The following is a 13,767-nucleotide window of genomic DNA, read 5'->3' on the forward strand; positions in this document are numbered from 1 at the left end:
CCGCACCGGTCGCCTCAGCGCAGGAAGAGCTGCCGCAGCCGCAGGGAGGCGGCGGTGATGCCGACGATGCTCATCACGACGAAGTACGCCACGTGCACCAGCGTCGCCCCGTCGAACCACCCCACGGACAGCTGGCGCATGAGTTCCACGCCGTGCCACAGCGGCATCGCCATGATCGCCCACTGCAGGGGCTCGGGGTACACCGTGATCGGGAACAGCGTGGCCGACAGCAGGAACATCGGCAGCAGCACCAGCGGCACCAGGTCGAGCTGCTGGAAGCTCCTCATGAAGCTCGTCACGGCCATGCCCAGCGAGGCGAAACCCAGTGCGATCAGCAGGGCCACCGGGATCATCGCCACCGCCCACCACGAGGTGACCAGCCCCATCGCGGTGATCACGCCCAGGAACCCGATCGCGTACAACAGGCCCCGGAACAGCGCCATGAAGATCTCGCCGATGGCCACATCCATGGGGCCCAGCGACGTCTGGAGCATGCCCTCGTACAGCTTGCTGTGGCGCAGCTTGAAGAAGACGTTGTTGACCGAGTCGTAGATCGCGCCGTTCATGGCCGACGTCGCCAGCAGTGCAGGGGCGATGTACATCGCATAGGTGATCGGCCGGCCGTCCGGCCCCGGGACCGCGCCGACGAGCGCACCCATGCCCATGCCCATGGCGAGCAGGTAGAACACGGGCTCGAAGAAGCCGGTGGCGATCACGCCCCAGTTCTGGTTGCGGATCACCCGGAAGCCCCGCTCGATCACCGCCCGTGCGTTGCCCGCATACAGGCCGCGACCGAACGCCGGACGCCGCTGCAGCCGCTCGTGGACCGGCGTCATCACGCTCATCGGACCAGCCTCCGCGAGAAGGTGCGGGCGGCGAGCAGGAGGCCCGTCACGGTGCAGCCCAGGAGGAAGACCACGTGCACGAGCGTCAGCCACCCCGGGTTCGCCATGCCGTACGAGACGATCCGTGCCAACTGCGTGCCGTGCCACATGGGCGAGAGCCAGCCGATCCACTGCAGGTACAGGGGCATGGAGGCCAGCGGGAAGAAGGTGCCCGCGAACAGGAACATCGGCATCACGATGAGCCGCTGCACGAAGTTGAACTGGAGGCCCTCCTCCTCGAGCGTCGCGGAGTACGCCATCAGCGGGGCGAACATCGCCATCGCGGCCAGCATCGCGATCGGCACGCACAGCAGGGACCCCGTGCTCGGCCACGCGCCGAACGCCAGCCCGACCAGCCAGAACAGGAAGGCCTGGACGAACAGGCGGACCGAGATCGCGACGCCCTCACCCACGGCCATCTGCCATGGCGCGATGGGGGTGGCCTGGGCGGCGAGGTAGTTCTTCATCCACTTGAAGCCCCCGAAGATCGGCCAGGTGCCGAACATGGCACCCGTCGCGACCACGGTGGCCACGAGCAGGCCGGGTGCGACGAAGGACAGGTAGCGGACGCCGTCGACCGGGACGTCCACGATCGACCCCAGGCCCATGCCCATCGCGACGAGGTACAGGACGGGGTTGCCGAGGGCGGTGACGAACGCCGTCCAGAAGAACGGCCGCTCGGCGGCCTGCCGGTAGGCGGCGTACTGGAGCCAGCCCCAGCGGCGCGTGCGGCGGGCCAGCGCGGCGTGGTCGAGTCCGGTGAAGGTGACGTCAGTCAATGAGTGACCTCCCGGTGAGGCGGAGGAACACGTCCTCCAGCGAGCTGCGCCGCACCAGCGAGGTGAGCGGGGGCGCACCGCGCCGGTTGATCTCCTCCAGCAGCGCCTCCCCGGAGTCGTCGTAGAGCAGGATGCGATCGGGCAGCACCTCGATGCGGTCGGTGACCTCGCGCAGGAGCGGCTCCATCTCGGCGTTGCGGGCCGACCCGTAGCGCACCTCGACGACCTCGCGCGTCGCGTACTGCCGGATCAACGCCTGCGGGGCGCCTTCGGCGACGATCCTGCCCTTGTCGATCACGACGAGCCGGTCGCACAACTGCTCCGCCTCGTCCATGAAGTGCGTGGTCAGCACGAGGGTGACCCCCTGCTCCTTGAGCCGGAAGAGCCGGTCCCACAGGATGTGGCGCGCCTGGGGGTCGAGGCCCGTGGTCGGCTCGTCCAGCAGCAGGATGCGCGGCTCGTTGACCAGGCCACGGGCGATGGTGAGGCGTCGCTTCATGCCCCCGGACAGCGCGTTCACCTTGGCGTTGGCCTTGTCGGTGAGTTGGGCGAACTCGAGGAGCTCGTCCGCCTTCGGCTTGAGGTAGCTCAACGGCAGGCCGAAGTAGCGGCCGTACACGATGAGGTTGTCGCGGGCGCGCAGCTCCTCGTCCAGGGAGTCCTGCTGCGGGACGACGCCCAGCGAGGCGCGCACCTCGGGGCCGTGGGTCTCGGGGTCGAGACCCAGCACGTCCAGCCTGCCGGACGTGCGCAGGGAGGTGCCCCCGATCATGCGCATCGTGGTCGACTTGCCGGCGCCGTTGGGGCCGAGCAGCCCGAACGACTCACCGGGTGCGACCTCGAACGAGATGGCGTCGACGGCGGTGAAGTCGCCGTACTTCTTGGTGAGGTCGCGGGCTTGGATCACGGGCACGGCGTGAACCCTACAAGCCGTCACCAACAGGATGGAACCCCTTGCCAAAGGACTGTCAGCGGCTCACGTGCGGCACCCTGCTGACCCGAACGGCCGGGTGCCCCACCTCAATGGGCGGAACGCCCGTACCGCAACGAGTTCGGACGGCAGGGCGCCTCGAACGCGATCTTGAGCGAGTCGGCGATCCTGCGCTCGTTGCGCAGCGCGAACAGCCGGTCCACCACCCGGTCGCGCAGCATGGTCGGTTCGATGGTGTTGAGGTAGATCTTCGTCGCACCCTCGAAGCCGGCCAACGTCGAGACGCGCCACTTCAGCATGACCCGCCACGGCATGGCGAGATCCACGTCGATCGGGCGGTGGTGCCACTCCTCGTTGCAGGGGACGTCGGTGCCCGTCGCTGCGTGCATGGCCTGGATCATGTCGCTCATGGCGCGCACCTCCTCGCGGGACTGCTGCCAGGGGTCCGACTCCTCGGACTTGCTGTAGATCTCGATCGTCGGGAACCGGTGCCCGAACCCCGCGAACGCCATGGCGTGGTCGTTCTCGGCGATCACGAGGTTCTTGTAGGAGGCGTAGTTCGTGGCGACCTCATTGAACAGGTTGGTGTTGACGCGCAGCTTCGCCAGGGTCGCCTCGTGTTGGACGCCCCGCTCGTCGATCGCGACCAGTTGCTTGTGCAGGTGGTCGAAGGACGCGCCCGCCGGCTTCAGCCAGTTCTGGAAGACGGTGACGTAGCGGGCGTAGCGGTTGAGGTCGTACATCCCCCTCACCGACTCGAGCGTGTACGCGATGAACTGCTCGTGCTCGTCCGGGGTGAGCGTGCCCGAGCCGGCGAGCTCGTCGTCGGCGGTGGCTCCGTCCACGAAGTGGCGCCGGGCGATGATCAGGTCGTGACCTCCTCCGAAGAAGCCGGACGCCGCGGCGATCCGCTCCTCCTCGCTCATCGCCGCCACCTCGGTGGCCGTCCGCCCGGACGCACGGAGCTTCATGCCGATCACGCCCAGCACGTGCTCGCGGCCCGCCGGTGAGGCGAGGTAGGCCGCCCGGCGGGCGGCGACCTGGGTCGGCAGGGTGTAGCCGTAGTTGAGGTTCCAGTACTCATAACTGAGGATCTCGAACAGGTTCGGTACGCGCCGGAAGTCCGCCACCGTGTGGAACATCTCCTCCGCCGGCGTCCGGTAGTGCGTCTCCCACACCGTGTTGCCGCGATGGACGACCCGCGACTTCTCCGGCGGAGTTTCCGTGTAGCGCTTCTCGCAGAAGGAGCAGTGCGCTCCGTGCGCGGCCGGGTCGAGGGGCGCCGGTTCGGCCTTCCTGACGCCCAGCGGACGGTTCCCGCGGCCCGGGACCGTCCACACCTCCGTCCCGGTGAAGGGGTTCAGCTGCTTCACGGTCCCGTCCGCCAACCTGGTCAGGTACTCGGGTTCACGGCTGTACGGCTCCATGGTGACCACCCTGCCCCACGTGGGCCCCGGTCAGAACCAACGCGCCAGTTCCGTGACCAAACCGCCTTGTTGGAAGGTGCCGGTCACCGCGTCCGCCACGGCGAGCAGCTCGGCGGGAGCGCCGCCGATGGCGACGCCACGGCCGGCCCACTGGACCATCTCGACGTCGTTGCGGCCGTCCCCCACCGCGAGCACGCCACGGGGGTCGACACCCATGCGGCCGCACACGCGGGCCAGTCCGTGCGCCTTGTCGACGCCCTCGGGCGCGATGTCCAGCCAGGCGGTGTAGCCGATGGCGTAGGAGACACCCTCCAGGCCGAGGCGCTCGGCCAGCTGGATGAACTGGTGCTCGGACGCGTTCGGGTCGCGGACGATGACGCGCGTGACGTCCTGACCGGCCAGCTCGGCGATGTCGACGACCTCGATCTCGCCGTGCAGTTCCCCGGTGGGGAACTCGTCCGAGACCCGGTAACCGCGTCCGACCACCTCGACCGCCAGCAGCGCGGCCGGGTGCTCGTCCAGGATGCGCTCGACCACGGGTCGCGGGTCGAACGTGAGGACGTCGACCACCTCGAACGGTGGGTACCGCACCGTCACCGCACCGTTCGAGCACACGTGCTCGACGTGCTCCAGCGGCAGTTGGTCGACCACCGTCCGGGCGGACGCCCAGGACCGACCCGTCGACAGGAGCACGGGGACGCCTGCGTCCACCACGCGCCCGACCGCCGCCCGGACCTCGGGGAGGACGATGTTCGACTCGTCGACCAGGGTGCCGTCGATGTCGAGGGCCACGAGTTCAGGCTTCCAGCTCACGTCGGGCAAGCCTAGGCGTCCGCCCCCGGTCACGGCGCCGGCTCGAGACCCTGCATCGCCTTCACGACGGTGACGTTGCGGGTGATCCACTCGTGGGGATCGTCGAGACCGCCGCCGGCGGGGGCACCCGGGGCGGCGGCCCAGCCCAGGTTCAGCATGCAGCGGACGACCACCCAGTCGCGGGCACGGCGCTCGTCGAGTTCAGCGGTGTCGACGATCGCGTAGAACCGTTCGCGCAGGGCATCGCCGACGTCCCCCATCGCGGCGAGGTCGTCCCAGCGGTTGAAGAGCAGCGGGGCGGGCTCGAAGCAGGGGTCGGCGTTGAAGCCCTTGGGATCGATGGCCACCCACGCACCATCCCGGTCGAACACGTTGTGGAAGTGCAGGTCGCCGTGCACCACGTGGGTGCCCGGCCCCGCGGTCAGCTCACGCCCGGCACGCAGCGCCCACTCGACGAACCGCGGCGGGCCGGGGACCACTCGCCCCAGCCCGGCCAGCTCACCCAGCCACGTGCGGACGACCGCGTGCCCGTCCGGCAGCTGCGGCGCGGCGCGGCGGTGCAGGCGCGGGTACAGCCCGGCCACGATGCGGGTCGCCTCGTCGGCGTCCGGGTGGTCCTCGAGGGAGTCACCCAGCCACTCCATGAGGTGGACGCCCCGGCGTGGGTCCGCCCGCAGGAGCTCCACCGCGCCGTTCCCCCGCCACAGCTGGAGGGTCGGGATCTCACCGGCGTTGTCCTCCTCGACGAAGGAGAACTTGCAGGCCCGACGGACACCGTCCGCGTCCCGCACCGGCCAGACGACCGCGGTGTAGCCCGACACCGGGGCGCCGTCGGGCGTGAGGTGCCACCGGCGGGCGACGTCCTCGACGACGGCGGGCAGGCGTTCGAACCACGCCAGCCACGCCTCGCTGCGTGCGTGCTGCATCGCGACCGACGCCGGAATCTCCCAGTTCACCGGGGACCGACTCACGCCACCGGGGTGAGGAACTCCTTGCCACCGAAGTGCGGGCGCAGTGCCTGGGGGATGCGCACCGAGCCGTCCGCCTGCTGGTGGTTCTCCAGGATCATGATGATCGTCCGGGTCATGGCGCACAGCGTGCCGTTCAACGTGGCCAGGGGCTTGGTGCCGTCCGCGTCGCGCATGCGGGTGTTGAGGCGGCGGGCCTGGAACTCCGTGCAGTTCGAGGTCGACGTGATCTCCCGGTAGCGCTCCTGGGTCGGCAGCCACGCGTAGCAGTCGAACTTGCGCGCCGCTGACGAGCCGAGGTCACCCGAGGCGACGTCCAGCACCTGGTAGGGGATCTCCAGCGACTCGATGAACGCCTTCTCGTAGCCGAGCAGCCGCTGGTGCTCCGCCTCGGCATCGGCAGGGTCGCAGTAGACGAACAACTCGGCCTTGTCGAACCAGTGCACGCGGAAGATGCCGCGGGTGTCCTTGCCGTACGCGCCCGCCTCACGGCGGTAGCAGCTCGACCAGCCGACGTAGTGCCGCGGCAGGGTCTCGGCGGGCAGGATCTCGTCGGAGTGGTAGGCGGCCAGCGCGACTTCGGAGGTACCGACCAGGTACAGGTCGTCCTTCTCGAGGTGGTAGACGTCCTCGGCGGCCTGGCCCAGGAAGCCCGTGCCCGCCATCGCCTCGGGGCGCACCAGCGAGGGCACGATCATCGGGATGAAGCCCCAGGAGGAGGCCATCGTCATCGCGTGCTGCAGCAGGGCGAACTCCAGTTGGGCGACCTGGCCCTTGAGGAAGTAGAACCGCGAGCCGGACACCTTCGCCCCACGCTCCATGTCGATGCCGTCGAGCATCTCGCCGATTTCCAGGTGATCGCGCGGGGTGAAGCCCTCGGCCGCGAAGTCGCGCGGGGTGCCCCACGTCTCCAGGACGAAGAGGTCGTCCTCGCCGCCCTCGGGCACGCCGTCGATGACGATGTTCCCCAGCTGCATCATCAGCTCGTCGAAGGTCGCGTTCGCGGCCTCGGTCTGCGCCTGCGCCTCCTTGACGGACGCCGCGAGCTCCTTGGTGCGGGCCAGGAGGGCCTGCCTCTCCTCGGGACCGGCTTTCGGGATCTGCGCCGACAACGCCTTCTGCTCGGCCCGGGCCGACTCGGACGTCGCCATCAGGGAGCGGCGGCGCTCGTCGGCCGCGACCAGTTGGTCGACGAGCTCGACGGACTCACCGCGGGCAGCCTGGCTGCGGCGGACACGGTCGGGGTCGGTGCGCAGAATCTTCGGGTCGATCACGGCAGCATCCTAGCCGTGGGCCGGGCCGTGACCCCCGGCCCGCACAGCGCCGTCCCCCTCCCCTCGTGCGGGCCTGCGCGGTCCGGGGCCGTGCAAGACTGGACGGGTGAGGACTCGCTGGGGGCTCGCGCACGTCGCAGCGGCGGTGCTGGCCGCGGCGTTCGCCCTGTGGACCTGGCTCGCCCTGTCCACCGGCGTGTTCGCGAGGCCCGATGCCGCTGCGAACACCCCCGGGGTCGACCCCGCCTCCCCCGCCGGTCAGGTGCTCGCCGCCATCGCCGTGGTCACCACACCCGTCGTGTCCTACTGCGGGCTGGCCGTCCTCACCCTGTGGGCGGCGCGTCGGCACCTCCACAACCTGGCCTGGGCGATCGGTCTGAGCATCCCGCTGGCGTGGGGCGGCAGCCAACTGGCGAAGGTGCTGGTGCACCGCCCGGGACCGCCCACGGCCGCGGCGCTCATCACCGCTGAGGGGTGGTCCTACCCGAGCGGCCACCTGACCGCGGTGACGGTGTTGGTGATCATGATCGTCGCCTCGATGGTCGTGACCCGGCGGCGGCGCTCCACCGTGGTGTTCGTGGCGTCGGTGCTGCTCCTTCTGTGGTGGGTGGTGCTGACCGACCGGTGGCTGCTGCGCGCCCACTGGTTCTCCGACCTCATCGCGGGCGGGTTCTTCGGCGGCTTCGTGGCCGCGCTGGCGCTCGCCCTGGCCGGGGTGAGCGTGGTCCGGTTCGGCGCCGTGCGCCGCGTGCGCGAGGGGACCCGTCGGGCCGCCGTCGTGTACAACCCGACCAAGGTGCCGGACTTCCTCGTGCTCCGCAGGCAGGTGGAGGGCGAGTGCGCCGAGCGCGGCTGGGAGCCGCCGCTCTGGCTCGAGACCGACATCGACGACGCCGGGAGGCGTGTGGCACGGGTGGCCCGCAAGCGCAGGGTCGACCTCGTCCTGGTGGGGGGTGGCGACGGGACGGTCCGGACGGTCAGTTCCGTCCTGGCCGAGACCGGCATCCCCATCGGCATCCTGCCCGTCGGCACGGGCAACCTGCTGGCCCGCAACCTCGGCGTCCCCCTGGACCTCGCCGACGCCCTCGACGTCGCCTTCGACGGCCGCGCGCAGCCCGTCGACATCGTCCGCCTACGGGCGGACGGCGAGGACGAGGACTTCTCCCTGGTCATGGCCGGCATGGGCATCGACGCCCGCATCATGAGCGAGACCAACTCCGACCTGAAGAAGGTCGTGGGGCCGGCGGCCTACGCAGCCGCCGCGCTCACCAACCTGAACTCGCCGCCGTTCCGGGCCCTGGTCACGCTCGACGGCGGCGCTCCCGTCGAGCGGACGCCGGCGCTCGTCCTGGCCGCCAACGTGGGCAGCGTGCAGGGACAGATCTGGCTCGCCCCGGACGCCCTCCCCGACGACGGGCTCGTCGACGTCCTGCTGGCCTCGCCCGAGCGCCCGACGGACTGGGGCGCCATCGCCGGGCGCGTGCTCACCCGCCTGACCGACCACCCCGGCGTCGAGCGCGCCCAGGTCCGCACGATGGTCATCGAGACGGACGAACCCGTGGCCTACCAGGTCGACGGCGACACGATCGGCACGTGCCGGCGCCTGGAGTTCTCCGTGCTGCCGCGCGCCGTGCTGGTGATGGTGCCCTAGCTCGACCCCTGGCCCCGGGTGCGGGGGGCGCGCCCGAGCAACGCGTCCATCCACTCCTCGGCGGCCTGGTACTCGGCGTCGGTGAAGCCGCGCGCGATCTTCGGACGCACCGCGTCCGCCCGCGGGTACGACCCGAGGAACGTCACCTCCCGGCAGACCCGGTGCAGGCCCTTCAGCGTGCCGCGCAGGCGGGGCTCACCGATGTGGCCCTCGGCGTCGATCGAGAAGCAGTACTCGCCGAACGCCTTCTTGGTCGGACGGCTCTCGATGCGGGTCAGGTTCACACCCCGCATCGCGAACTGCTGGAGGATCTCGAGCAGCGCCCCCGCGTGGTCGGCGTGCATCCAGGCGACGAGCGTGGTCTTGTCGGCACCCGTCGGCGCGGGGATCTCCCCGTGCCGACGAACGAGGACGAAGCGGGTGACGGCGTCCGGGTTGTCGGCGATGTCGGTGGCGACGCAGTCGAGGCCGTACAGGTCGGCCGCGACGCGGGCACAGATGGCGCCGTCGTACCTCGAGTCCGGGTCGGCGACCTCCGCGGCGGCCGCGGCGGTCGAGCCGCCCTCGGTCACGACGGCGTCGGGCAGGGTCTTGCGCACCCAGTCGCGGGTCTGGGCGTGGGCGTGCGGGTGGGTGATGATCCGCCGGACGTCCGCGAGCGGGTGGCCCGGCCGCACCGCGAGCACGAACGACACCGGCAGCAGCACCTCGCGGACGATCACGAGGGGCACCTCGCCCTGGGCCAGGTTGTCGAGGGTCGCGGTGACGCCGCCCTCGACGGAGTTCTCGATCGGGACGAACGCGGCCTCCACCTCGCCGGCACGCACGGCATCCAGCACACCCGGAACGGTGGCGTACGGCTGCGCCTGTTCGTCCGAGATCGTGAGGAGCGCCTGGTGGGTGAAGGTTCCGGCAGGTCCGAAGTATCCGATCACCCGGCCGAGTCTAGGGTCGACCGCCGCTCAGGGGCGGGGTTGCCTGCCTCCCGGACGCCGCCACCGCCGCACCACCGGCCGATCGGACGCCACCGCCGCCACCTTCTCGGCGCGCAGGGCACTGAACAACAGCTGGGAGGCGCCCTGCTTCACGAAGGACCACGTGGGCCACGTGCGGTTGGTCGACCACCACCAGTGGACGAGGGCGCCCAGCACGAACCACTGGACGGCCGAGCTCACGACGTCACGGATCCCGAAGGAGACGACGCCGACCATGAAGTCGGAGAACCCGACCGTCCGTCCGGTGACGTAGGCCACCGAGAGGGCCGTGCCACGCAGGGCCATCAGCCAGTCGAGGCGTGTCCGGTGGAGCAGGGCGAGCGGTGCCCACACGATGAGGTCGTACCAGGCCAGCGTGTACGGCGAGGTGACGAGCCACGCCGTGCAGAGGGCGACGGCGGTGCGGACGGTGATCGTCAGCGGATCACGCTCGGCCGGCAGCTTCGCGCCGGGGACGGCCCGCCATGGCAGGACGCGCGACAGCATCCAGGCGATGAGGATCATGCCGACCCACCCGAGGGTGCCGGTGAGGGAACGCGCCATGTGCGCGGGCAGGATCCAGCCGAGCGCTGAGTCGACCCAGGGAGCCCAGGAGCCACCGGAGACGTAGCCGGTGTTCCGGGCGGCGGCGAACAGGGCGTGGGGCGCGAACACCCCGTAGAGCACCCCGATCGGGAGCATCGCGCCGATGCCCAACTGCAGCACCTTGCGCCAGTCGTGACGGTAGCCCCAGACCATGGCGAGGCCATAGAACACCAGCGACACCTTCACCGAGCCGGCGAGGCCGATGAAGATGCCCGTGACGAACGCGCTGCGGCGCATGAACCACAGGGCGACGATGGCGAAGACGAGCGTGAGCGCCTCGTTGTGACCGCCGGCGACGACCGCCCAGATGAGCAGCGGGTTCAGGATCGTGAAGAGCACCGAGCGCGTCTGCAGGGCCGCGTCGCCGTGGGCGAGCTTGATCATGACCGCGCACACGACGAGGAACGCCGTCACGTGGATGAGCTGCAACCAGAACACCACGTCGTGCATGGAGTCGCCGCCCAGGACGTTGGCGAGCCACTGCGTGAAGGACGCGATGGGGCCGTACACGGACGGGGTGTCCTGCCAAGGGCGTTCGGTCCAGACGAGGACGGGATCGTACGTCTGCCGGAAGATCTCCGCCGGCGTGATGCTGTACGGGTCGCGGCCCTGGTGCTGGAGGCGTCCGTACGCGGCGTACATGAGCACGTCCGCGCTGGTCAGCGGCGGGACGGCCGCGGTGGCCACGTTGAGGGCGACGCCGAGGCGGAACATGCGGTGGATGCTCGGGCGCCAGCCCGCCGTCACCGCGCGCCAGGCGATCAACAGCCCGATGGCGCCGACGGTGATGCCGACCCACAGGACCGGGACGACCACCCACTCCGACAGCGGCAGGCCGACCTGCCGGCCCACCTCGACGGGGACGAACCACGGCGGCAGCAGGCTGCCCTCGGCCGGGCCCACGTTGAGGGTGACGCTGGACGGGCCCAGGGCGGCGATGACGATGGTCGTCAGACAACTCGCGATGATGAGCCAGAACCCGAGGCGCCCGTTCTTGGTCCACGGACGATCGAGGAAGCCGTACCACGCTTCGACGATCGCGCTCATGGGTGCCTCCAGAGGTCGGGTAGGCCCAAGGCTACTGTGAACGCGCGCCCTCCCCCGAACGGGGTTGCGACCGGTTGCCGGTCACGATTCGGCCACGCCGGGTCCGTCCGGGCTCCCGCGCGGGGCTCACTTGAGCAGCTTGGACATCCTGCGGTCGGCAAGCAGCTTGCCGCCGGTCTGGCAGCCGGGGCAGTAGTTGAGGAACGAGTCGGCGAAGCTGACCTCGGCGATCGGGGTGCCGCACGCGGGGCACGGTTCACCCTTCCTGCCGTGGACCCGCATGGTGGTGCGCTTGCCGTCCTTGAGGGCGACCGGCCTCTCCCCCACCGCGCGGGCGATGGCTGCTCCGAGGTCGGTGCGGACGGCCCTGAAGAGCGCGTCCACCTCGGCATCGGTCAGGCTGCCGGCGAGCTTGAAGGGGCTCAGCCGGGCGGCCTGGAGGATCTCGTCGGAGTACGCGTTGCCGATGCCCGCGAGGACGGACTGGTCCCGCAGCAGACCTTTGACCTGTGTGCGACCGTGCTCGGCGAGGATGGCGGCGAGGTCGTCACGGGTGAAACCCTCGGCGAGGGGGTCGGGGCCCAGCCGGCCGATCCCCGGCACCTCGGCGAGGTCGGCGACGACGTACACCGCGAGGTGCTTCTGCGTGCCGGCCTCGGTGAGGCTGAAGCCGACCGTGCGGGTCGCGCCGGGCTCACCCGGCTCGGCCTCGAACGCCACCCGCAGCGCGAGCGGCCCCTTGCCCGGACGCACAGGCGTGGCCGGGACCGGGTCGTGCCACGTCAGCCAGCCCGCCCGCGCCAGATGGAAGGCGAGCCAGGTGCCGTCCACGTCGATCGCGAGGAACTTGCCGCGCCGCTCGACGCCGGTGACCTCCAGGCCATGGAGCGCGCCGAGCGGGATCGCGAAGGTCTTCAACGCCGAGATGGCAGCCAGGTCGGCCCGGACGACGGTGCGTCCGACCAGGTTCGCGGCCAGGAAGGCGCGGAGGCCCTCCACCTCGGGCAGTTCGGGCATGGGCCCATGCTAAGCGGGGCGCGCGAGGACCCGGCAGGGGGTGGTGGGGCGTCCGTCATAGAATCGGGCCATGCCCGAGATCGAGCGCCACCGGCGACTCCGCGCCAGCGACGCGGATCGCGATGCCGTGCTCGCCGTCCTGCACGAGGCGTACGCCGCCGGACGCCTCGACCTCGACGACCTGGCCGTCCGCCAGGAGACCGCCCTCTCGGCGCGCTTCATCGACCAGCTCCCGGAGCTCGTGGCCGACGTGCCGGAGGGCCGCGACCTCGACTCACGGTGGAACCTCGGACGCCGCCGTCGCCGCGGGCCCTCCGGCGCGACGGCCCCGTGGACCTCCACGATCCTCACGGGACGGCGGATCGACCTCGCGCCGGGGGCGGGGCTCCGCAACTTCGCCTTCCTGGGGGGCGACGACATCTACCTCCGGGACGCGCTGGGCCCCGGCATCGTCCTCACCCTCGAGTTGCCGGCCATCTTGGGGGGCCACCACCTCCATGTGCCGCGGGGCGTCCGCGTGGTCGAGGAGACCGAGGCGGTCGCCGGCCGCATCAGCATCCGCCGGTCGGCGCAGGGGGACGGCTCGAACGGCACCTTGGTGCTGCGCGGCAAGATCGTGCTGGGCGGCCACACGGTGAGGCTCGACAAGCGCGACCGCTGAGCGCTCCGCGCTCACTCCGACATGCCGCGCCAGTCCGGAGCCGGCAACTCCAGCGCCTCGCCGAGCAACCGGAGGTAATCCGTGCGGTCGATCGCCACCGCGCCCAACGTCGCCAGGTGGTCGGTGACCCACTGCACGTCGAGCAGGCGTCCCTCGACCCCGTCGTCCAGCTTCTCCACCAGGCCGAGCAGCGCCACCTTGGACGCATCACGTCCGATCGCCGGGTCGTGGAACATGGACTCGCCCGCGAACAGACCTCCGACGGAGACGCCGTAGAGGCCCCCGGCGAGGTCGCCGGCGGGCGTCCAGGCCTCGACGGAGTGCACGATGCTCTCCCGATGGAGTTCGGTGAAGACCTCGACGATCGCCGGCGAGATCCACCCGGACTCACGTCGCGGATGGGCGCACTGGCTCAGCACCTCGTCGAACGCACGGTCGAACGTCACCCGGTACTTCTTGGCGGACTTCCGCAGCGATCGGGTGACCCGCACGTCGTCCAGCGGCAGGATGCCGCGATGGACCGGTGACCACCACCCCATCCCGTCCGAGTCCGCGAAGTCGAGGAGCGGCATGGGGAACACACCCGACCTGTACGCCGCGAGCACCAGGTCGGCGTCGAACTCCAAGGACATGGCGACGAGGTCCTGATCCGGCCAGGACGACTCCGGCCCGAACACAGTCGACAACACCATGCGGTGCAGTCTGGCACGCGCCGCCCACCGTCAGGGGAGGACC

General features: G+C 70.7%; 13 protein-coding genes. 2 read left to right on the top strand and 11 right to left on the bottom strand.

Annotated features, from left to right (window positions below; all coding sequences use genetic code 11):
* Positions 1 to 14: 14 nt before the first annotated feature.
* The 7 genes from AC5YDA_RS06655 to serS form a co-directional block, all read right to left on the bottom strand.
* Positions 15 to 845, bottom strand: a complete 831-nt coding sequence (locus tag AC5YDA_RS06655; protein WP_496189791.1) for an ABC transporter permease — start codon at positions 843 to 845, stop codon at positions 15 to 17.
* Positions 842 to 1,663, bottom strand: coding sequence for an ABC transporter permease (locus AC5YDA_RS06660; protein ID WP_496189792.1), 822 nt, complete (start codon positions 1,661 to 1,663; stop codon positions 842 to 844). The genes AC5YDA_RS06655 and AC5YDA_RS06660 overlap by 4 nt, the downstream gene beginning before the upstream one ends.
* Positions 1,656 to 2,576, bottom strand: coding sequence for an ABC transporter ATP-binding protein (locus AC5YDA_RS06665; protein ID WP_496189793.1), 921 nt, complete (start codon positions 2,574 to 2,576; stop codon positions 1,656 to 1,658). Before AC5YDA_RS06665 ends, AC5YDA_RS06660 begins: the two co-directional genes overlap by 8 nt.
* Positions 2,577 to 2,683: 107 nt before the next feature.
* The gene (locus AC5YDA_RS06670) at positions 2,684 to 4,021 is read right to left on the bottom strand and encodes a DUF4921 family protein (RefSeq protein WP_496189794.1); all 1,338 of its coding nucleotides are present in this window, start codon (positions 4,019 to 4,021) and stop codon (positions 2,684 to 2,686) included.
* Between the two features lie 30 nt (positions 4,022 to 4,051).
* Positions 4,052 to 4,834 carry an HAD family hydrolase gene (locus AC5YDA_RS06675; protein WP_496189795.1) on the bottom strand — a complete coding sequence of 261 codons (783 nt, stop codon included), beginning with the start codon at positions 4,832 to 4,834 and terminating at the stop codon, positions 4,052 to 4,054.
* Positions 4,835 to 4,863: 29 nt separating this feature from the next.
* The gene (locus tag AC5YDA_RS06680) at positions 4,864 to 5,805 is read right to left on the bottom strand and encodes an aminoglycoside phosphotransferase family protein (protein WP_496192912.1); all 942 of its coding nucleotides are present in this window, start codon (positions 5,803 to 5,805) and stop codon (positions 4,864 to 4,866) included.
* Positions 5,802 to 7,076 (bottom strand): serine--tRNA ligase, encoded by a 1,275-nt coding sequence (gene serS / locus AC5YDA_RS06685; RefSeq protein ID WP_496189797.1) that lies wholly within the window; start codon positions 7,074 to 7,076, stop codon positions 5,802 to 5,804. Before serS ends, AC5YDA_RS06680 begins: the two co-directional genes overlap by 4 nt.
* A gap of 106 nt (positions 7,077 to 7,182) precedes the next feature.
* Here serS and AC5YDA_RS06690 point away from each other — a divergent pair, with 106 nt between their 5' ends.
* Positions 7,183 to 8,727, top strand: coding sequence for a bifunctional phosphatase PAP2/diacylglycerol kinase family protein (locus AC5YDA_RS06690; protein WP_496189798.1), 1,545 nt, complete (start codon positions 7,183 to 7,185; stop codon positions 8,725 to 8,727).
* Here AC5YDA_RS06690 and pheA read toward each other — a convergent pair.
* The 3 genes from pheA to AC5YDA_RS06705 all read right to left on the bottom strand — a co-directional run bounded on the left by pheA (position 8,724) and on the right by AC5YDA_RS06705 (position 12,371).
* Positions 8,724 to 9,662 carry a prephenate dehydratase gene (pheA, locus tag AC5YDA_RS06695; RefSeq protein WP_496189799.1) on the bottom strand — a complete coding sequence of 313 codons (939 nt, stop codon included), beginning with the start codon at positions 9,660 to 9,662 and terminating at the stop codon, positions 8,724 to 8,726. The genes AC5YDA_RS06690 and pheA overlap by 4 nt on opposite strands.
* A 27-nt stretch (positions 9,663 to 9,689) precedes the next feature.
* Positions 9,690 to 11,354 (bottom strand): polyprenol phosphomannose-dependent alpha 1,6 mannosyltransferase MptB, encoded by a 1,665-nt coding sequence (gene mptB / locus AC5YDA_RS06700; RefSeq protein WP_496189800.1) that lies wholly within the window; start codon positions 11,352 to 11,354, stop codon positions 9,690 to 9,692.
* Positions 11,355 to 11,480: 126 nt separating this feature from the next.
* Complete coding sequence (locus AC5YDA_RS06705; protein ID WP_496189801.1) at positions 11,481 to 12,371, bottom strand: Fpg/Nei family DNA glycosylase; 891 nt, start codon at positions 12,369 to 12,371, stop codon at positions 11,481 to 11,483.
* A 70-nt stretch (positions 12,372 to 12,441) separates the two neighbouring features.
* Here AC5YDA_RS06705 and AC5YDA_RS06710 point away from each other — a divergent pair, with 70 nt between their 5' ends.
* The gene (locus AC5YDA_RS06710) at positions 12,442 to 13,032 is read left to right on the top strand and encodes a DUF1707 SHOCT-like domain-containing protein (protein ID WP_496189802.1); all 591 of its coding nucleotides are present in this window, start codon (positions 12,442 to 12,444) and stop codon (positions 13,030 to 13,032) included.
* Between the two features lie 11 nt (positions 13,033 to 13,043).
* On the opposite strand, the gene aat is transcribed toward AC5YDA_RS06710, so the two are convergent.
* Positions 13,044 to 13,724: a leucyl/phenylalanyl-tRNA--protein transferase gene (gene aat / locus AC5YDA_RS06715; RefSeq protein WP_496189803.1), complete on the bottom strand. Its 681-nt coding sequence runs from the start codon at positions 13,722 to 13,724 to the stop codon at positions 13,044 to 13,046.
* Between the last annotated feature and the right edge of the window lie 43 nt (positions 13,725 to 13,767).

The organism is Propioniciclava sp. LT294 (genome assembly GCF_059516005.1).